Origin of the sequence: Flagellimonas sp. HMM57 (genome assembly GCF_021390175.1) — a bacterium.
Taxonomy (GTDB): domain Bacteria; phylum Bacteroidota; class Bacteroidia; order Flavobacteriales; family Flavobacteriaceae; genus Flagellimonas.
On the sequence record NZ_CP090004.1, the window covers coordinates 3,622,551 to 3,643,149 of the forward strand.

Sequence of the window (20,599 nt, forward strand, 5' to 3'; positions counted from 1 at the left end):
TAACGAGTCAAAATACGCTTTGAGTTAGTATTATACATTATTTTAATCATATCTAATAATCAACTACAAATTTGGATGATGAATTTTTATAGAGTTTACTTCTTTCTTTTTTTTGTTTCCCAATCTTTAATTTCACAAATAGCGCCTGGTTTTGGAGATTTAGGGAGCCATCATTATTACGTTTCACAGTTAAGTAACTCTAAAGATTCTGATTTTCAACAAATTATTGAGCTTTATGAGATATACATAGAAAGAAATCCTTCCAATATAATAGCTGAACTAGAACGCTGTAAATTCATTGGCAATTCTTATTACGATGAGTATGAAGGCTATAATTTAAAATATGAAGAAACGGAAGCATGTATTAAAGAGCTATTTGAAAAAAACCCTTCTCACCCTGAAGTTCTGATATATAGAGCGGAAAGCTTATACGGAATTGAAAGGTTAGAGATTCTTGATAAGGCTCAAGAAGAAATTAATAAAAACCTAGGTAATTGGCTGGATATCCAAAAAGCTTCAATTAATAAAATGTTGGGGGAGTACCATTGGGGTGAAGATAACAATAGATTGGCTCTTAAATATTATGAATTAGCTCAAAAGCAAAATAAGGATTCAGATTTATCATTGAATATTGCTCAAGTATATCTTGAACAAAAAAATGAGATATTGGCACGAGAGGTATTGTTGGATAACTTGAGGAAGGATACTATACTTTGGAATTTAAACAATAAAGCACAAATACTTTTGGATTTAGGCGAAACTGATATAGCCTTGGAATTGTTTGATGAAGTTCAAGAAAGGGATTCTACCCTTGTTAACAATTCGGAAATGGCAAAGGCAATGACCAATCTAAACAACTATGAGGCCGCAAGAAGCTTTTTGGTGAAAGATACAGTAAATGAATGGAGTAGAACGTCCAGTTTACAAATGCTCTTCAATCATGACTTGAAATATTCAAAGTCCAGAACTGCATTGACCAGTTATAGAAGCCTACAAAAAAACGATGCTATGGATGACTTTTTTGCAATCAAAAGAATTCGTCTTTTTTTGAAGAATCCATTTTTACTTTGGAATTTGTCAGAACTACTAAACTTGTTCTTTCTAATACTCTCAATAATCTTGATAGGAATTATACCATACCTATGGATATTGCCAGTTTTTAATCTTGGGCTATTTCTTAAATCAAGAACTTCATTAAGTATCATAAAACCGAAATTGAATTTCAAATGGGGACTAAAGCATTTTTGGATAATTAGCTTTGTTTATTTAGTTGTCCAATACTTACTCTCATTGATTTTCTACTATGAGGAGAGTATAGCTGCACTCTTTGGAGTTAATAGTATTTATGAGGAATCAGAGGAGGATACGATACAATTGGCAAACAGTATGATATTCTTCATCTTATTTATGGCAATTGGTACAGTTGCGGTTCTGAAAAAAAATGTTCTTTCATGTTTGTATAGTTCCAAACTGTCAGTTTGGAAATCGATTCGTCTCGGCGTAGGTTTTGTAATTTTTAACCTTATTGTGTTAAAAATATTGAGATTCTTTGTAGGATTTGAGGATTTTGAATTATCACAATTAATGTTTAGCGCAACAGCTGAAATAGCTGCCGTTCTAAAAACTTACGGTTTTGTTATTGGAGTACTTTCTGTGGCTATAATAGGCCCAATCTACGAAGAGATAATATTTAGAGGTGTAATATTAGGGTCAGTAGAAAAACATCTAGGATTTATTGCGGCTAATGTATTTCAATCTGTTTTATTTGCATTAGTACACTTCAACTTAACACTTTTTATTTATTATGTTCTTTTTGGCTTAATTACAGGATATTATGCTAAAAATACAGATGGACTTCGAACGGGAATAATACTTCATGCTCTCAATAATTTCTTTGTATTGGTCTTAATTTATTTTTTCCTGTAAAATATCAATATGACTTATCCCAAAAACTTAGCTTGCAATTCCGGAGTGGGAATCATACAGGCATCTTTACGGCCAAACCACCTGTAGCGGTTTCTGGCTATAAAGTCATAGACAACATTTCTAAAGGATGTAGGAATCCAAGTGAAAATGGCTAAAACCTTCCATAAACCTCCAAAGTCCTGCCCAATACGCAGTGCTGCATCGGATTTTGTGAAGTAGGCGACGCCCGGTTCAATAAGAATAAAGGAATCTATTTTTGAGGTATTGATGCCCCGTTCCCGGGTCAAACGTATGCCCGTTTCGCTCTGAAGGGCAGCATATCTAAATAGGTCCTTTTTGTCCCGTTTTATAATAAATTGAATCACGCCATTGCAGAGATTGCAGACACCATCAAACAAGATTATTTTCTTTTCCTTTTCCACAATGCAAAGATACGAAGCTTGGGAATGAAAGCCTAGTGGGGGTGGAATGTAGGTTTGCCAAATCTTTTGAAAGCTGATTTTATCTATTAAAGGTATATATTCTGGCCTCCTCCGGAACTTAATATTTCAAATATGAGAATCTTTGCTTTAAATGGCAACATGAATATGCACTCCAAATTATACGTTAGTGTCATGCTAACTCTGTTTCCTTTTCTTAATAATTGCTTATCGAGAATCTAGAAAGTTTAAATTAATGGCAAATGTGGTTGAACATATTTTTACTCTATTTTCAATTTCAATGAATCAAAAGAGTTTGATTTAATTCCGATTAACCCATATTTTGTCTCATTTTTTGGAATAACGGTTCCATTGATATTGTAATCGAGCATTTCAGTTTTAAATTTTGTATTGGCAGACCCAGCGGCTATCATATTGCCTCCAGCCAATGCTGGACCTAATATCAAACCTATTGGAGTAGAGCTAGTGGTTTCTTCAAAACCATTTGAATTGGTTTCTGTTGTATAAAGATTTACGGGGGTTAAAAGTAAATAGAATAAATAGGATGCTGGACTTTGTTTAATTGTTGTAAATACTTTTTCGTTCTCCATTATATAAACTTCAGAACCATTTTCGTAAGCTAGCACTACATCTCTCCCAAATACTAAATCTCTTTCGGAATTGTTGGTTATTTTAACGGCTACAAGTTTAACACCCTTTTTTAATTCTTTTTTAGCGTACTTTTTTTCAAGTAAATCATATTTATATTCAAGTTTTACATTGTCGGTTTCATTGCTTGAAATATAATTAATGGATTTTGGCTCGATCATTTTATAGCCTGATGCACAGTTGGTCAGCGTTGAAACTACAATAGAAAAAAGGATGATTTTAATAGTTCTCATTTGTTTGATTTGTCGGTTATTAATTTGGTCAAATGGATATCTATGTGCTTGTACACAAATATCACAGGTAAACCTATTCAAAAAACGAATCGTATTTAATGAGAAAAGTCAGTTAATTAATACTTCTTATTATTATCTCTCAAACTACAGCTATTTCGATTGGAAACTAACTATGAAAAGCTACCCGTATAGTTGCAAAAACGGTCGATTTTGCCCTACTTATAAAAATCTTATCCCGTATTCGACAGCTATCTTTGCTTTTTCTTCTTTGGATGCATCCAGGCCTATATGATTCATCTTATCGAAGAACGCTTCAAAGTTTTTTCCGGGGATAACGTAATTGAGCACCTTGGCGGTTTCATCTCCAAGTGTTTTTATTCCGTGCTTAATGCCGCGTGGCAAATAGATAATATCGCCCTTTTTTCCTTCTATTGTTTCTTCTCCCAAAACCAATTCAACGCTCCCTTCCAATACGTGGAATATTTCATCTTCCAGCTCATGTATGTGTACCGGAACGGCACTTCCCTTGGGCATGATGCCCTGAACAAGATAGATGTCGCCATCCGTTTCATCCGATGTTAAGATGACATTTCGCAACCCGCCCAAAAAGTCCTTTTCCAGGTTTTGGGTCGAAGCTATCTTTGGTTTTTTGCCCATGTTCTTTCTTTTCTATGGTAAAACTTAAGGGATATAAAATAGAGACCGTACTCTTTAAACTTTGAATTTAGCAAATACTGACTGGATATATAATCTTTATGGGTTTTTAGTTTTCATCAGTTTCGTTGGGAAAAGCTACTTGATAAAGTCAATTGCTTTATGTGTAATAAAGTATTAAAAAGCGATACGGATAGTTGTATAGGAAATTCAACTTCTAGTATATTGTCCTCTTTGTTTTAGTATATAACTTCCCTGTTTACTTATGCCGGTTGTTTATTTTTGATATAGCTTGTTTACATAAATACTGGCATCTTCAGGTGATTCAAAAAGTCGTACTTCTAAATCTCTATACTTACTTCTAGTCCCATCAAATGGATCACCCTTTTGCCTCGCTTGTGCAATTCTAAAATGAGTGCCCGTAACATTTGGAAGAAGTTGATGGGTTCCTGAAACAACCTCCCATACATTTTCATCTTCTCTGTGAGTCATACCTTGCATATATATCCAATCGTCTTGTGAAAATTCCCCTGTTTGATATGCCCACAAATACGGATGTCTGGTAATGGATCCTGCAACTGCTTTTTCAGTTGTTAGATTACCAATGAATAAAACGTACTTTCTACTGTAATCTCTGGGAAACGTTATCGTTTGATTAATATTTGGAGAGAAATCACCTTCATCTGCGGTTATAAAGAATATATTTCCAAAATCTGAAGTTGACTCTATGCCTGTATCACCAACAAAGTTCCATCCGTCACCATTGTTTTCCCCGTCTGGATTAAACAATTGATTTGTGGTATATGCAGCTACCTTATACTTGGCAGGAGTACCATTCTCGGCAGTTATGTTGCAGATAAAAGGATTGCTCAAGTCAACGATACTACCGGTCAATGGCTCGGAAACTGCATTTTCAGAGACGGTAAAATTCATTTTTAACGCAGATAGGTCAAGCGAATTGGGTACCTCAAGAAGTATTGAATTGGATTCTTCGTCTATAAAGCCCGTAATAATTTCAGCATCATCGGTTTCAAGAAAGAAAGTAAGAATCTTTCGCTCGTCGTTGGGTGCGATTATCGTAATGATATATTCTTTTACATCACCGTTTTCAGCAGTTACCACATATGTTCGGGGAGATTGAAAATTCTGTACGGTACCGGAAACGGGTAGGATGGAAGAATTTTCAGCCGTTGTAATATCTGGGCTAATTTGTGTTAGATCGGTTCCAAAGGGCAGTGCTAAACTAATGGTACTGTTTTGTTGGTTTATTTGTGCTTTGTAAGCTACAGTACCTAATAGTACACTGAAGGATTCAATGGTATTTTTATCGTTTAATGGTATTTCTTCTTCGGTATCACTGCTACAGGAATTTGTTAAGAGCAGGGGCGTGGTTAGAATTAAAAATAGATATAATCTTTTCATTCAGTTGGTCATTTGTTTGGTGTAAATTGCGCAGGACTTCTGTTATGTTTGTGTTTGGTAAATTATATAAAAAAGTAATCATATACAATGAGGAATGTCAGTTAATTAATACTTCTTTGTTGTAATACCTTAAACCACCGTTAATTTGTGCTTTTCTAAAATCTAGCTATGAAAAGCTAACAAGTATTGCTGGCAAAACAATTGACTTTTCTATAGATTTTGGGTCGAAGTTATCTTTGGTTTTTTGCCCATATTCCTGTTTTTGGATAAACCTGCTCACAATTTGTATAAAAATTGTACTTGCTCAACTAAAGGCAATCGATTGAAAGATTTTCTACGTGAAAACCCGCTTAAGGCCGATATACTTTGCTGGGAAGACTTTTCAATAGTTTAGCCTTATCGGTTTTGGTCGCTTTTGACATTTGAAGAATAAATAGGGTCAGTTGAATATCATTGATTTTTTGAACCTGTCCCAAATTAATGTTCAGTTCTTGTGCGCCTATGGCTTCATTCAGTTTTGCCACGTCCTTATAAAATCGACCTTTCTTTTTTGAGGGCTTAAATTGTTCATCGACCACCAAACATACAAACCGCTCTCTACCTACGGCAAATGGATAGGCATTTTGTATCAATTCCCAATTGATGAAATCTTGACTGATACTACGGTCAAATATGCCGATTTCATTTAGGATAATCTGTGGTCTTTTGTCGAACAGATTGAAAATACCAACGGGATAGGCGAGTCCAAAGAATGCGATAAGCGCCCATCCAAATAGGTTGCCGTCCACGAGCATCCAAATACCCATCGCCACAAAGGGCGTGCACAAAAGTATCAGGATAACCGCTTTTCGTTTGGATTTATAGAGTTTGATTTCCGTCATAAAAATGGTTGGAAACGGTTTAACGTATGTTTTACACAAATTACACGAAATTGGCACAAATTTTTGGAAAATCGTTTTTTTGGAATTCGGTTTTATAAATCTTAATGTCTAAAGGGCTTAACTGCGCTTTTCGTTACGATGGGGTTGGACACGAATTGGCACAAATTTCCTAAGGAGCCACCTTTAAAACTTAGAACTTGAAACCTGAAACCTATTAAGGTTATCCTCATTCAACACAATTGCCATTATAAAATGCAACGACCTCACTCACTTTTCTGAATTCTTTTTGTTCCAATTTTTCTTGGAGTTCTGGGCAGTCGCTAAAGTACTTGTGCAGCACTTTTCGTTTTAGCCCCAGCAGTCCCAGGTCTGCGCGTATAAGAAATGGATCTTTCTTTTTTTTGAGCAGGGCCTTGGACCATAGGGTGCTGTTTCCTTGATTGAACCATTCCAGTTCATAGTGGCTTACATTCCCTTTGCTAATGACCTTTAAAAAGAATTGTGTGCCGTCACTGTAATCTATGTCGTGCCTTGGTTCTGTTAAGGTTAGTCCTGATGGCGAGTTTTTGCTCAACCAAAAGCTTTCATAATCAAAACCATCCCACCTAAAGCCCGAAACCTGTTTCCAATTGTATTTTTTTGTTTTTCCCTGGGCATCCGTGAGCCGTATTTTTTTATGGAAATCTCTGTTAACTGCCTTTTCGTTAATATAGCCTACTTTACCGTAGAGGGTGTCACCAGTTTGTAGTACCAGATAGTCGTTTTGTTGACCATTTTGGGCGCTTACGAAGGTATTGGCTGAGAGCAACACCAACATAAAGAAGAAAAATAAGGTTTTGGTTTTGCTCATGCTTTAGATTAAAACTTAAAGTTACTGGATTAATTTTTAGAACTAGGATATAGGGTGTCGTTATCTGTTTTGTATAAGAATAGTTTCGGGTTTGCATGCAAAGATTTTCCGCAGGAAAATCAGAGGTAGTAAACTTGTAACGACCGTAGTTAAGCCCATAATTGTGCAATTATTTTATACATTATTGGCACCAGTTTTTTATTTGTTTTCATACTAGTCCACCATAAATATTTGGATTGGTCAAAATATTGGTAATGATATTAGTCAAAACATCTCCACTCATTTTTTTCAATCTTTCCTTTATTTTGGATGTTGTTTTTTCAGGTTCACGTTCATAGTTTTTTAGAATCTCTTTCAGCTCCTTATATTCTTTTCCTGTTATTTCGTCCTTTACTGCTTCCGCAAAAAGATTTAAAACTATTTGCTGTGTATTATTAATTGTAATATTCGTATTTCCAGAACTTTTTCCGTTTGTCTTTACAGGTTCTTCCGGCATTAATTTAATTGCTCGTAAAATTCCCATCATTTTTTGATGGTTGTCTGGACTCAATTGTTCAGTACTTCGTTTAAAGTCTTCTAAATCACTTGGGAAATAGGTTTTAATAAAACGTTGAGATGAAGATTGCCAATTTTGATATTCTTCTTTTTCCTTTGTATTGTAAACAGAATGAAATCTAATTACTCCACTTCCAGCTGGAACATAATAAATCGAATTAGTCAGTTTTTCGCCTTGTGCAATTAGGTCATCTAATAATTTACTTTTATCCATTAATTTTCTTAGTATTCGTGATTTTCAAATTGGTGCCAACATAAAAGATATAATTCTGTCTTATTGAATTATATTGACCGATAACGAAGTTCACGGAATTTTCTTTCAAAATCAATGATATTCTGGTTGTAGTTGTAAGGAAGTTATCAACACGTAGCTCTCTTTTACTGCATTGTTATATTTCAAGAAAACGTACATTTGTATTGTCAACACATTTTATAAATCTCGCAATGCGAAAATTTCAAAAACGGTTTAAACGGAAAAAACTGGGAAGGCATACGGGTGCAAGTCCCGAGACCTATCTGAGCATTGCTTGGAATGTGTTGACGGTGACCTTCCTTTTTAATTCATTTTTTAATCCATTTACTTATGTCAACACAAAATGGTCAAAAACAATGCCCGCACTGTAAAGCAGTCATTGCACCCAGGAATGCCCAAGCTGTACCCAAAATCCCAAAACTGCTTACCTCCGCACAGTTACAACTGCTGGAATTTACCGATCAGTGCAACGCCCCAGATTTGGTAAACGCCTTGCAACTGCTGCACGATATGGCGCTGTACCAATCGGACCACGTTATCGATGAGGACGAAAAGAATGCGCTCTTCAGTGCCAAACAACTTTGGGAACACATTGCGGCCCTTTTAGAGGTACGAAGTTAGAGGTACGAGGTTAGAAGTGCGAGGTTAGAAGTGCGAGGTTGGAGGTACGAAGTTGGAAGTACGAAGTTAGAGGTACGAGGTTAGAAGTGCGAGGTTAGAAGTGCGAGGTTGGAGGTACGAAGTTGGAAGTACGAAGTTAGAGGTACGAGGTTGGGGGTAAAAGGTTAGAAGCACGAAGTTAGAGGTACGATATTAAGAGTCAGGAATCAGGAATCAGGAATCAGGAAACTGAAAACTGGTAACTGAAAACTGACAACGTAGCACTGGAAAGCACTTCGACGGGCTCAGTGTGACAATCGTAAAGGCAAGAAGTTAGAGGTACGAGGTTGGAGGTACGATATTAAGAATCAGGAATCAGGAATCAGGAATCAGGAATCAGGAATCAGGAAACTGAAAACTGACAACTGACAACTGACAACGTAGCACTGGAAAGCACTTCGACGGGCTCAGTGTGACAAACTTTAAGACAAGAAGTTGGAGGTTCGAGGTTAGGGGTCAGGAAACCGATAGCTGATAACTTAAAGCTTAGAACTTAAAAACACTTCGACACGCTCAAGATGACATAAAACCAGTGCTCTTGATTTATTGTTTTTTGTCAGAAATAGTGAATTCACTGATGTCATACACGAATACTTCAAATGCATTTTCAACAATTAAGCGCGAACCATCTGGGGACAAGTTCATTGGTGCGGTAATGCTTTCAATATCAATATCGAACTGATCGATGGTATTTTCTGAAACTTTATAAACTCTAGTGCTATTTATTGAACTTAAAGCCAAGATTGATCCATCAGAAGAAAATGATAACCTTAATCCAAAACGGGCATAATCATAAGTACCATCGCTGTTAATTGTCTCGCCTATCTGGACCCAATCATTATTCCTATTCTCGAACACTTTTGCATAGCCCATGGTAAAGTTTCCTGGGTTTGGTGCACTAACAGCGAATCTATCGCCATTGGCCGAAACACTTAGGGTTGTACCCAATAAGTCACCTATTGCGTTACCTGCAATTGCATTTCCTATTTGTACCCAATCATTGTTTTGGAAGCGATAGACCTCTATTTGCCCGGTAAAATTTTTATATTTGGCCGCCCCAATAGCTAAAGTAAATCCATCATCGGATAAAGAAACAGCTTGTCCAGTATGTGTTTCGATATCTCCTATGATATCATTGCCCATTTGTTCCCATGCCCCCTGATTGTTTTTAAATACTCTGACAAGCCCATTATCATCTCCAAATTCGCCACTTTCATAATGTTCAAAAGCTCCAATGGCAATTATAGAGCCATCAGCAGATAAATCTATACCGTTACCTCTACTACTATTGCCAAAACCGTCAATTTCATTTCCAGTCATAAGGTCATTACCAACTTGTACCCATTGGTCATTTTTGCTCTTATATATTCTTACTACACCTATGCTCATTAAATCAGGATTGGGACTATTAAAGAATTTGTTGGATGAACCAACGGCTAAAAAATTACCATCTTTTGATATGCTCAATGAGCTATTGTCTATGCCCATATCAACATAATAGATATCATTGTTTGCATCTGTGGTCCAAACAGAATTTTCAAAACGATATGTCTTTACATTTACAGCACCATTTACTTCTTCTAGAATAGCTATTGTATTTCCGTCATAAGATGTTTCAACATGCCAAGCATTAACAGGAATTTTATCGCCAAGTTGGCTGAAAACAGGATTTTTTACAGGCAATATGTTTACAGTGATGCTATCTGAATCCTGCATTTGGTCTGAGTCAATGACTGTAATGGTAATTGTATGGACTCCTTCCACCAAATTACTTGTTGTTAAACTAAAAGCGTTGTTGCTAATACTAATCTCAGGGGTTATATTTTCTTGAATAGTACTTGATATTCGTATTTCCAGTTCAGATCCAACATCTTCTGTATCATTTAAATTTCCTTGAAAAACAATTTCATCACCACTATTGAACGTAATGTCATTTTCAGGTGAAGTGATATTTACTGTTGGAGGTTGAAGTTCAAGTTCTTCTTGCGATTCGTTGTCTTTTCCACATGCAGCGAGCATTATAAGGATAAAAAGGAGTATAATTTTATTTTTCATATTTTTTAGAATAACCCGAAGGATATGTATATGTTTTAATGAGTTCATATCCAATGATGCCTAAGTTCGCTGAGTTTTTCTTCTAAAAAAATGATATTTTACTTTGATTGGTAAAAAGTTATTAACTAAAATATATCCTATCTGTAAGTAACATGTGCTGTCGTTAAAGGCACTTAACCAAATAGAGGGTTACGAAGAACTACTACATATACAATGAGGCTATTATTCCATAACCTCACTAATCTGCACTATAGGTTGAATGTTGGTATAGTTTGGAATATCCCCAACAATTTTTTTCGCGTTTGGAGGAAAAGCGTTTCTATAGTCGGAAAGTTTGTTAAAATATAAATACCCAATGGCCAAATAGGGAATAGGGTCATCGGCCAGCCTGCCCGATATCCCTTTGTCAATCGTGTAGCATTGTAAAGTATCACCCAATAGATTGGCCAACATGGGCATGTGTTTGTTGGCATAATAATCCATATCAAATGTTTTTCCTTCGCTGTTAGGATATAGGATAGTTACTTTGACCATGCCTTTTTTCGATATAATCGCAGCTTTTGATGGCGCTTGTTCACAGCTTAACAAGAGCACAATAAGGCCAAGGGCCAAAAGTATATTTTTAGTTTTCATGTTGTTGGTGTTAAGAGATTTGAAGAAAGGTACAATTTTTATAACGCAAAGTGGTAGTGTTGTTATTGACGGGTATGTATGTAAACTTTTTTATGTCATCCTGAGCCTGTCGAAGGATATGTGTTGCACCGGAGCACTTCGACAAGCTCAGTGTGACAATCGTAAAGACAGGAGGTTGGAGATAAGTATGAGGTACGAGGTTAGGGGTACGATGTTACGGAACAGTAAACTGATAACCAACGACTGAAAGCTTAGAACTGAATACTTTTCAATAGGCTCAGCGTGACAATCATCAAAAATTGATACATTTAACTATCCAACTATCCAACTATCCAACTATCCAACTATCCAACTATCCAACTATCCAACTATCCAACTATCCAACTATCCAACTATCCAACTATCCAACTATCCAACTATCCAACTATCCAACTATCCAACTATCCAACTATCCAACTATCCAACTATCCAACTATCCAACTATCCAAGAGACGCTATTTCTTCGCCGCTTCCACCAGTTCCAGCTGAGCTACGCTTACATTGGTGGTGAAGATGCCGTAGTTGACAATTGCCTTGTTCTTTTCCAGGGCGTCGATACTGCCTACGGCCTTTCCATCGAACATACGAACGCGGTCGCCCACTTTAAAAACAGGTCTTGGTTTGCTGTTTTCTTTTTGGATGGCCTTTTTCTGCTCTATTTTCTTCTCTTCCCGCACCTTCACTATCTTTTTTTCCAGTTCCTGTGCTACCTGCTTTTTTTGATTTTGTTTTGCTTTGGCCTGTTTGGCGGAAGTTTTTTTGCGCTTGCTGTTCTCGGTTTCCACAATCCGTAACAACTCGGAAATCAAAGGCCTTTTTTTGTTGTCCACGAAATACTTTTCCGCAATTGTATTTATCTTATCGCCCAATTGGATCATACGCTGGTTGTGGTCGTACAGTTCTTGGTAGTTTTCCAGCTTGCTCTTTATCTTGGTATTCAGTTTTTCCAGTTTGGCGGCTTCTTCCCGTACCTTGGTCTCTTCGTCCTGCAATCGCGAGCCTGTCTGTGCCATTTTGGAACGTTCTTTTTGCAATTTTGCAATGGTCGCATCAAACCGGACCTTGCCACGCTCAATCTTTTTCTTCGCCTTGTTGATAAGCGAGTAGGGGATGCCGTTTTTCTGAGCCACTTCAAATGTAAAGGAACTTCCCGCTTCGCCCAAGATCAATTGAAAAGTTGGTTCCAGAGTTTTGGAATTGAACAGCATATTGGCGTTTGTGGCATGCGGCAGCTCGTTGGCCAGTGCTTTTAGGTTGGCGTAGTGCGTGGTGATGACACCATAGGCTTCACGCTCATAGAATACCTCTAAAAATGCTTCTGCCAGCGCACCACCAAGTTCGGGGTCACTTCCCGTACCAAACTCATCGATTAAGAACAGGGTTTTATCATTGCACCGTTTTAAAAAGGCATTCATATTCTTTAAACGGTAGCTGTAGGTGCTTAAATGGTTTTCTATGGATTGATTGTCGCCGATATCCGTCAATATTTTTTCGAACAAGCAGACCGAACTTCTTTCATGAACAGGAATTAGAAGCCCAGATTGAAGCATTACTTGAAGTAGTCCAATGGTCTTTAGGGTAATACTCTTTCCACCTGCATTGGGTCCCGAAATGACAATAATCCTGTTCTCAGGATGCAACTGAATGGTCTGCGGCCAGGTTTTTTCTTTCTTTAATTTATTGCTCAGAAAGAGCAAGGGATGGAGCGCATCCCGAAGGAACAATGTCTTATCGTCATTGATTTCTGGCAGAATGGCGTTCATGTCAAATGCATACTTGGCCTTAGCAGCGGTAATATCGACATGGATTAAATACTCCTGATAGTTCTTTAAGATGTAATCAAAGGGTCTAATAAAATCCGTCAACTGGTTGAGAATGCGCTGGACCTCTTCCTTTTCCTCAAACTCAAGATTACTAAGCTCCCTGGTATACGTAAGTGTGGTTTCGGGTACGATATAAACGATACTGCCCGTTTTTGAAGTGCCCATGACCGTTCCCTTCACTTTTCGGCGGTACATCGCTTTTACTGCGAGCACACGTCTGTTTTCCACTACGGATTCTCTAATCTCATCCAAAAATTCAGAGGATTGGTAGCGGGTCAAAGCAGCACCAAAGCTTTGGTTGATTTTCCCGCGAACCTCGTTCATTCTCATGCGGATTTGCCGTAGTTCTGGGGAAGCAGAATCTTTGATTTCCCCAAACTTATCTATGATTTCGTCAATACCATCAGAAATACCGGTATTAACTTCCAGCTGGTCGGACTTTTTAAAAAGTAATGGGTAGTATTCCTTAAACTTCTTAAAAAACTTTTGATGTATCGCCGTAGTCTTACAGATAGCTCCAATTCTGCGAAAGCCAGAAATCTCCAAGGTGGTATTCTCTATTTTGAGTAATCTGAGTTCACCATCTATACTGTCAAAACCATGATTGGGAATCCGATTGTCATTGGAAAACGAGGCCAGATACTCAGAGGTCTGTCCTAAAATTTCCAAAAGGAGTTCTTTTTCAATTATAGGATGTATTCCCAAGGCATGTTCTTTTCCCAATTCCGTGTTGCAACGTGCGGACAGTTGTTCCAATACGGTTGGAAATTCTAAATCTTGAAGCGTTTTTAGATGTATTTTCTGCATTTTCCTATTCTAGCAGGGCAAAGATAACGGAATGGGGTTTTTAGCGAATCAATTTAGGTGTAAACCCTAATAATTTCTCCATTTTTTTTGCCAAGTACACTTCTCACATAGGCGTTGACCGCTTTTTCCATAGAAATTGGGGTATGGCCCATAAAGTAATCCTTGTATTTTTCATAAGCATCAATGACCAGTTCCAACGAGACCACATTGAGCCTATGTCCTTGTTCTAATTCCAAGGCTGCTGCCTGGGCAAAGCTGTGTATTCCGCCATTTACCATTGCCGCACTCGCTGTTTTTACCACCGGGTCGTCTGCCAACACACCAGTGGATAAGGTTATGGACCCGCCAGAATTTAGAAAGTGTTGTCCAATACGTATGAGGTTGACCTGGCCCATAAGTTTACTTTTTATGCCGATGTAGTAATCGTCTTCGGTCAAATCGTTAAAGGGTGCCCATTTGGCCTCGCCCGCAATACAAATGATGGCATCTACCATACCTATGGCATCGAACATCTTTTTGATGGATTCAGGGTTTGCAATATCCACGGTTACCGATCCCGATGTTCTTCCCGCGACCAATACTTCATTGTTTCTTGAAAAGTGGTCGGTGACTTTGTTCCCAATAGTTCCTTTTCCCCCTATAATTACAATTTTCATGGCTACGGCTTTTAAAGTATTTTCGTAAACGAAAGATACCATTTTAGTCCAGATATAAATAATGAACGTTGCAATAGACCCAAGCTGGAAAGCCCACTTACAACCAGAATTTGAAAAGCCTTATTTTCAACAGTTAGCGAATTTTGTGAAGCAAGATTATAAGCAGTATACCTGCTACCCAAAAGGAAAGGACATTTTTGCGGCATTTGACCATTGCCCTTTTCAAGAGGTAAAGGTGGTCATTATTGGTCAAGATCCGTACCATGGGCCCAATCAGGCCAATGGGCTCTGCTTTTCTGTAAAAGATGGTATTCCGCATCCACCATCGTTAGTGAACATTTTTAAGGAAATCAAGGTCGATGTGGAAAAGCCCTATCCTAAAAGCGGTAATTTGGAACGATGGGCATCGCAAGGGGTATTGCTTCTAAATGCGACGTTAACAGTGAGAGCGCATCAGGCTGGGAGCCATCAAAATAAAGGCTGGGAGCAGTTTACGGATTCGGTCATCCATACCATATCCAAAGAACTTGAAGGTGTGGTTTTCTTGTTATGGGGCGGATTTGCCAAAAAGAAGGCTTCACTCATTGATAAAACAAAACATCATATCTTAACTTCTGGACATCCATCACCTTTGAGTGCTAATCGTGGACTTTGGTTCGGCAACCAACATTTCAGTAAGACAAATGCAATTTTATCGCAAAAAGGGAGACAGTTGATAAGTTGGTAAAATATTTTTTGGAAGGATTTTCCTAAAATTTAAGATTATTTCGTACGTTTAGTAAAACTAATCATTAAGAAAATTCTGAATAAATTGCGAAAACTGAAATCGATCTTACTTGTAGACGATGATGAAACCACTAATTTTTTAAATAAGTTTTTTATTAGGCAACTCGATAACGACTTGACTGTCAATACAGTTACAAATGGCGAAGAGGCCATTGAGTTTCTAGAAGCTGTTCCATATAAGAAACACATGCCATGTCTACTTATACTTGACACGAATATGCCCATCATGAACGGTTGGGAGTTTTTAGACGTATATGAAAAGAAATTTGATAAAGATTTTAAGAAAAATGTGATTATAGTCATGCTTACTGCCCTGGATACCGAAGCGGTAACAGCCATGGCCATGTCCAATCCAAACGTTACGGATACTGCTCAAAAACCTCTTTCGGATCTAAAATTTAGAGTGCTCATCAATAAATATTTTTCGTAGGTTATGCGTAGAGAAATACTTTAGGGTCCTCGATTTTTTCTATTAGCTTTAGGCTAAGCAACCTATTTTGAACTTCGTTCAAAGTTGCGGTCGTAAGTTGAGACTGTCCCCAAGAAGTTTTGGACAACCAATCTTGAATATCCTCCAATTTCTGTTCATATCTATTGGCCAAAGTCCTATCGATGCTCGGTATTTTTTTGAATTCCAAGGTGTAAGTATTAATAACTTCCAGTATGTGTGTCAATACATTTGATTTTGTTTCCAAAAAAGTATCGGTAGCGGCGATCACAAAGCAAGGCCATGGAGTGGGGCAATCACCTAGTCGTTTAAAAACACCAGAATCTACCAATGGCTTGGTCGTAAAATGCTCCCACATAAAATAAGCGCTTGATTTCCCAGATAGACTTTCAACGGCACCATCCAAATTATTAATAATTTCAAATTGAAGTTTATTGGTATCCCAGTTTTGATTCTGTGCATGGACATAGGCCATTAAATGGCTTCCACTTCCCGTACGGCTTATCGCAATCTTGTCATTTTCCAATTCTGTTATAGATTTTCGGATACTGTCCGCACTAACATGTATTCCCCAAAGAAGGGGAGAGGATACATACTCTTGGACGATTTTGGAAGGATTGCCCTGTGCGATACTTTTTACCATGCCTTCCGTTAGTATGATTGCCAAATCGGTTTCCCCTTTCGCCAAAAGTTGGCACATTCTACCGGTACCTTCGGGGATATCCGTCCATTCTAGCTGAATTCCCCTAGATTCAAAGGCACCATCTGAAATAGCGAGGTGCCACGGAAGATTGAAATGTTCCGGTACGCCAACTATCTTAACTTTTTTCATTTAATTTTCTCTTCAGATATTCATAAATAGCATATTGTGAGCGTATTATGGGCGCTCCATTTTCCTGTGGTACACGTTGATTGGTATCATTTTTATCCAAAATACGGGCCTTCACATTATCGCTAAGTTGAATTTGCAGAATATCCTTCAATTCTTTGAAGATATCCGTATCTAGAATAGGAACCAAAACTTCCACACGTTTGTCCAAGTTTCTGGTCATCCAATCAGCGGAGCCTATATACATTTTTTCATCTCCACCATTTTCAAAAAGATAGATGCGCCCGTGTTCCAAGTAACGATCTACGATACTGGTAATCTTAATTGTTTTTTCATTGGCTGTCAAATCTTCTGGAGCTTTGGGAACAAGACAGCAAAACCCTCTTACCAATAACCGTATTTCCACACCTGCTTCACTAGCCCTATACAATTCCAAAATCATCCGGGTATCTTCCAAGCTATTCATTTTAAGCGTTATTTTGGCTTTTTTTCCTGCTTGTGCGTTCGCTATTTCCTTGGCAATCAAATCCAAAAATGTACTACGTGTTGTAAACGGGGAAACTAACAGATGCTTTAATTTTGGAATGATGAGTTTTCTTTCCAAGACCATAAACACTTGAGCCAGGTCTGCAGTAATTTTTTTGTGTGCTGTAAACAATCCGTGGTCACAATATATTTTCGATGTTTTTGCATTAAAATTGCCTGTTCCAATGTAGGCATAGCGTTTTAGTCCTTCAGGTTCATTACGCTCTATCATGGCTATCTTGGAATGCACCTTTATATGGGGAACACTAAAAAAAACTGTAGCGCCCTTTTCCTCAAAAATACGTCCCCATTTTATATTGTTCTCTTCATCAAAACGGGCTTGTGCCTCAATAAAAAGTATTACTTCTTTACCATTGTCAAGGGCTTTTAGCAATGCATCCGTAAGCACTGAAGTCCTAGCAATACGGTATAAGGACATTTTTATACAACTTACGTGTTCATCAAGAGCGGAACATTTAATAAATTCTTCCACTACATCAAATTGTTGATACGGAAAATGAACCAATTGGTCTTTTTCTGATATGCTTTGAAAGATATCTTTAGAGAAGGATAGAGCGGGATGGGGAAGTGGTGGTTTTGATTGGTATGACACGCTATTGTCTTCAAAAGGGTTGGGAAAATCGAAGAAATCCGATAGATTGTGGTATTCGCCTCCCATGACCATATCTACATCACCTAAGCCCAGTTGTTCTTTTATTAACGCAATCAATGATTCCGGCATATTCATATCGTACAAAAATCGGGTAGGTTGCCCAGATTTTCGTTTCCCCAGTGATTCGTAGATGATTTCTACCAATTCTGTGTTTTCGTAATCATCCTCCAAATAGAGTTCAGCATCTCTCGACATTTTTATGGCGTAACTGCCCTGTATTTCTTTATTGGGAAAGAGGTGCTCCAAATTCATTTTAATAATGTCGTCCAAATAGAGGTATTGGCGTCCTTTTCCTGGGATTTCAACAAAGCGGGGGTGTTTGTCCGATGGAATTGTAGCGATGTCAAAAGCAGATTCCGAAAATTGTACTACAAGGTAAAGTGCCCCGTCTTTTAAGCTTTCCGGTGATTTGTCCTTTAGAACCGTACAGTCTTTCAAAAACGATTTCTTGAACAAATCTTTCAAATAGGCAGCTTGGTCTGCATTGATTTCATTTCTTTTTCTGAGGTATATGTCATGCTCTTGGAGTGCTTCAAAAGTGTTTTGAATGATACTCCCAAATTGCTGCTGCTGTTTTGCAACAGTCTTTAATATGAACTTTAATTTTTTATTGGGTTTGAGAATGAGTTTCTTTCTCAGGCTTTTATCCACACTTTTAAGCTGTCTCAGTTGTGAAATACGAACTTTAAAGTACTCATCAAGGTTTGAAGAGAATATGGCAAGAAATTTTAGGCGTTCGAGAAGTGGAGTTTTTGGGTCCGAAGCTTCCAGTAGTACACGTTCATTAAAATAAAGCCAATTGATATCCCTATTTTTTAAGGGCTTATCTTCCATAATTTATATTTTTCCTAAAAATAAGTAAAGAGACCTTCATGTATTTAAAGGTAATGTTAAGCCCAAATTTATTGTGTAAGTTTCTCTAAGGCGTACTGAATTAGATTATCTATGGTTTTATCTGGATTTTTAGAAAAATCACCTGTTGCCCTGTTGGCAAGGATGGCGTTTAATGAAATTGCACGGTGTCCCAATAGTTTGGATAATCCATAAATACCGGCAGTTTCCATCTCTAGATTGGTAATCTTTTGATTTTTATAGGTGAATGCGGCTAGTTTCTCGTTAAAGTCAGGAATTTGTGGCATCAATCGTAACTTCCTGCCTTGTGGGCCATAAAATCCTGAATTTGTTACTGTTATGCCTAATCGTATACGATTTGATAGAAATTCATTTCGTAATGATTCGTCTGATGATATCGCATAGGCAGTAATATTATGGCTTTTCCAACCAAGATATTCATTTAGCTTTGCCTCCAGTACTTTTTCAGTGGCTTCATTCGTGTTATAAAAGTGTAACAACCCCTCAAAACCAATAGCAATCTCACTCAACAAAAAGGTGTCTACCGCAATGTCCGCTTGTATTGCACCGGATGTACCAATCCGTATAAAATTGAGTTGGGTCTTGTTACTTTTTATTTGCCTTGTAGTAAAATCTATATTTACAAGTGCATCCAATTCATTAAAAACAATGTCGATATTATCCGTGCCAATGCCCGTAGAGACGACACTTATTCGTTTTCCCTTGTAGCTACCGGTATGAGTAAGGAATTCGCGCTTTCCTTTTTCGACTTCGATAGAGTCAAAATATGCACTGATACAACGCACACGGTCAGGGTCACCAACTGTTATGATTGTAGACGCAATGTCCTGTGGTAAAAGATTAAGATGGTAGATGCTTCCATCAGGATTCAGAATTAATTCTGAGTCGCCTAATACCATTTTAGAGTTTTAAAATACGGTCAGCAGTAGAATTAAATAGGAAGTTATACTTTAAAGAACCTCCTAGATATAATTGATTATCACGTATTTGAGAATAATAATTAGTTTGATTATTAAGAACTTCCCTTCCTTTTTTTGTAAGCTTTACTGGATTAAAGGAATTGAACAACGGTTTCAAAGAGCCGATAATGCGCTCGTATTGTGTATCCCCAAAACCGTAATACCCTTGATTGGATATCAATTGGTTCAACAATGCTTTTTTTGATTCTGGTTTTTGTTCTTCGGAAAGGGTCAAAATTCTATTTTCCAATTCATTTAGTCCATTTTTAATGGTAGGAAAACGCTTGAGATGGGTTTTTAGGGCACTTGATAGATATTCAAACTGAAAATTATTGTGCGCTACCAGATTTTCCAGTCGAATAGGATTGTCACTGCAATAGAGCTGCCACACATAATCAGCAAATTCGATGTCATCCTGGGATAAAATAGTCCTGTTTTTATAGAGCTGGAGCAGTTTTTCGTCGCTTAATTCATTTAATCCGTATAATTTGCCACTTTCATCTTCTTTTCCACTGCAAACCAAGGATATTTCTGCATGTCGTCTGTGTGTCTTTAACCAGCTCAATACAGCTAACATGTTTATTTGGCAAAAAAGGTCATATTCAAACCATAGGACAATCTGGTCCTGTTGCTTATGATTGCAGAGGGACCTATACTCTTTTAGGGTTTTTTCAACAAACCAAGATTTAGAAACCTTGTAGTTTTTGTTTAAAAACTCAAAACGCGTTTTCCAAAAGGATTCACTGCCAACACTACAGAGGGTTTTGCCTTCACAGAGCATTTCTCTCCAAGTAATAATGTCTCCCTTAAGTTTTAGCGTTTGTAGTTTTAACGTGAAATTGTCCCCGTTGGTAATATGCAACAGTGATTTCATTTTCAGTTCAGTTTTTCGTCAGTTAGAGTGATTAAAAGTAAGATTTAAACCAAGAACACAAAAATTTTTTCGTAAAACATTGGTTGTCAAACCAAGA

The 20,599-nt window shown here is 37.5% G+C and carries 19 protein-coding genes; 4 read left to right on the forward strand and 15 right to left on the reverse strand.

Going from position 1 to position 20,599, the window contains the following annotated elements; all coding sequences use genetic code 11:
* The first annotated feature begins 75 nt into the window (after positions 1-75).
* The gene (locus LV716_RS16080; RefSeq protein ID WP_163418796.1) at positions 76-1,926 is read left to right on the forward strand and encodes a type II CAAX endopeptidase family protein; all 1,851 of its coding nucleotides are present in this window, start codon (positions 76-78) and stop codon (positions 1,924-1,926) included.
* Positions 1,927-1,940: 14 nt separating this feature from the next.
* Here LV716_RS16080 and LV716_RS16085 read toward each other — a convergent pair whose 3' ends face one another.
* The 7 genes from LV716_RS16085 to LV716_RS16115 form a co-directional block, all read right to left on the reverse strand.
* Positions 1,941-2,348, reverse strand: coding sequence for a thiol-disulfide oxidoreductase DCC family protein (locus LV716_RS16085; RefSeq protein ID WP_233759161.1), 408 nt, complete (start codon positions 2,346-2,348; stop codon positions 1,941-1,943).
* 278 nt (positions 2,349-2,626) lie between these two features.
* Positions 2,627-3,247, reverse strand: a complete 621-nt coding sequence (locus LV716_RS16090; RefSeq protein ID WP_163418797.1) for a hypothetical protein — start codon at positions 3,245-3,247, stop codon at positions 2,627-2,629.
* A 219-nt stretch (positions 3,248-3,466) separates the two neighbouring features.
* Positions 3,467-3,904, reverse strand: a complete 438-nt coding sequence (locus LV716_RS16095) for a cupin domain-containing protein (protein WP_163418798.1) — start codon at positions 3,902-3,904, stop codon at positions 3,467-3,469.
* A gap of 273 nt (positions 3,905-4,177) precedes the next feature.
* A complete protein-coding gene (locus LV716_RS16100) occupies positions 4,178-5,323 on the reverse strand; it encodes a hypothetical protein (RefSeq protein ID WP_163418799.1) in 1,146 nt (381 codons plus the stop codon).
* Positions 5,324-5,673: 350 nt separating this feature from the next.
* Entirely contained in the window at positions 5,674-6,204 is a 531-nt protein-coding gene (locus LV716_RS16105) for an STM3941 family protein (protein WP_163418800.1), read from the reverse strand.
* Between the two features lie 226 nt (positions 6,205-6,430).
* Positions 6,431-7,054 (reverse strand): hypothetical protein, encoded by a 624-nt coding sequence (locus tag LV716_RS16110; RefSeq protein WP_163418801.1) that lies wholly within the window; start codon positions 7,052-7,054, stop codon positions 6,431-6,433.
* Between the two features lie 208 nt (positions 7,055-7,262).
* Positions 7,263-7,823: a hypothetical protein gene (locus LV716_RS16115; RefSeq protein ID WP_163418802.1), complete on the reverse strand. Its 561-nt coding sequence runs from the start codon at positions 7,821-7,823 to the stop codon at positions 7,263-7,265.
* Positions 7,824-8,192: 369 nt separating this feature from the next.
* Here LV716_RS16115 and LV716_RS16120 point away from each other — a divergent pair, with 369 nt between their 5' ends.
* Entirely contained in the window at positions 8,193-8,483 is a 291-nt protein-coding gene (locus tag LV716_RS16120; protein ID WP_163418803.1) for a hypothetical protein, read from the forward strand.
* Positions 8,484-9,065: 582 nt separating this feature from the next.
* Here the strand turns inward: LV716_RS16120 and LV716_RS16125 are convergent.
* The 4 genes from LV716_RS16125 to LV716_RS16140 form a co-directional block, all read right to left on the reverse strand.
* Positions 9,066-10,577, reverse strand: a complete 1,512-nt coding sequence (locus LV716_RS16125; RefSeq protein ID WP_163418804.1) for a WD40 repeat domain-containing protein — start codon at positions 10,575-10,577, stop codon at positions 9,066-9,068.
* Positions 10,578-10,799: 222 nt separating this feature from the next.
* Positions 10,800-11,210 (reverse strand): EthD family reductase, encoded by a 411-nt coding sequence (locus LV716_RS16130; RefSeq protein ID WP_163418805.1) that lies wholly within the window; start codon positions 11,208-11,210, stop codon positions 10,800-10,802.
* A gap of 494 nt (positions 11,211-11,704) precedes the next feature.
* Complete coding sequence (locus tag LV716_RS16135; protein ID WP_163418806.1) at positions 11,705-13,879, reverse strand: DNA mismatch repair protein MutS; 2,175 nt, start codon at positions 13,877-13,879, stop codon at positions 11,705-11,707.
* Between the two features lie 53 nt (positions 13,880-13,932).
* Positions 13,933-14,535: a short chain dehydrogenase gene (locus tag LV716_RS16140; RefSeq protein ID WP_163418807.1), complete on the reverse strand. Its 603-nt coding sequence runs from the start codon at positions 14,533-14,535 to the stop codon at positions 13,933-13,935.
* A 61-nt stretch (positions 14,536-14,596) separates the two neighbouring features.
* On the opposite strand from LV716_RS16140, the gene LV716_RS16145 reads away from it, so the two are divergent.
* Together LV716_RS16145 and LV716_RS16150 are read left to right on the forward strand one after the other, a co-directional pair.
* A complete protein-coding gene (locus LV716_RS16145; protein ID WP_163418808.1) occupies positions 14,597-15,262 on the forward strand; it encodes a uracil-DNA glycosylase in 666 nt (221 codons plus the stop codon).
* An 84-nt stretch (positions 15,263-15,346) separates the two neighbouring features.
* Positions 15,347-15,751 carry a response regulator gene (locus LV716_RS16150; RefSeq protein WP_163418809.1) on the forward strand — a complete coding sequence of 135 codons (405 nt, stop codon included), beginning with the start codon at positions 15,347-15,349 and terminating at the stop codon, positions 15,749-15,751.
* A gap of 1 nt (position 15,752) precedes the next feature.
* Here LV716_RS16150 and LV716_RS16155 read toward each other — a convergent pair whose 3' ends face one another.
* From LV716_RS16155 to LV716_RS16170, 4 genes are all read right to left on the reverse strand, one after another.
* Complete coding sequence (locus LV716_RS16155; protein ID WP_163418810.1) at positions 15,753-16,601, reverse strand: substrate-binding domain-containing protein; 849 nt, start codon at positions 16,599-16,601, stop codon at positions 15,753-15,755.
* The gene (ppk1, locus tag LV716_RS16160; protein WP_163418811.1) at positions 16,588-18,630 is read right to left on the reverse strand and encodes a polyphosphate kinase 1; all 2,043 of its coding nucleotides are present in this window, start codon (positions 18,628-18,630) and stop codon (positions 16,588-16,590) included. The genes LV716_RS16155 and ppk1 overlap by 14 nt, the downstream gene beginning before the upstream one ends.
* Before the next feature lie 68 nt (positions 18,631-18,698).
* Entirely contained in the window at positions 18,699-19,568 is an 870-nt protein-coding gene (locus LV716_RS16165) for a nucleoside phosphorylase (RefSeq protein ID WP_163418812.1), read from the reverse strand.
* Between the two features lies 1 nt (position 19,569).
* The gene (locus LV716_RS16170) at positions 19,570-20,502 is read right to left on the reverse strand and encodes a DUF1835 domain-containing protein (protein WP_163418813.1); all 933 of its coding nucleotides are present in this window, start codon (positions 20,500-20,502) and stop codon (positions 19,570-19,572) included.
* Between the last annotated feature and the right edge of the window lie 97 nt (positions 20,503-20,599).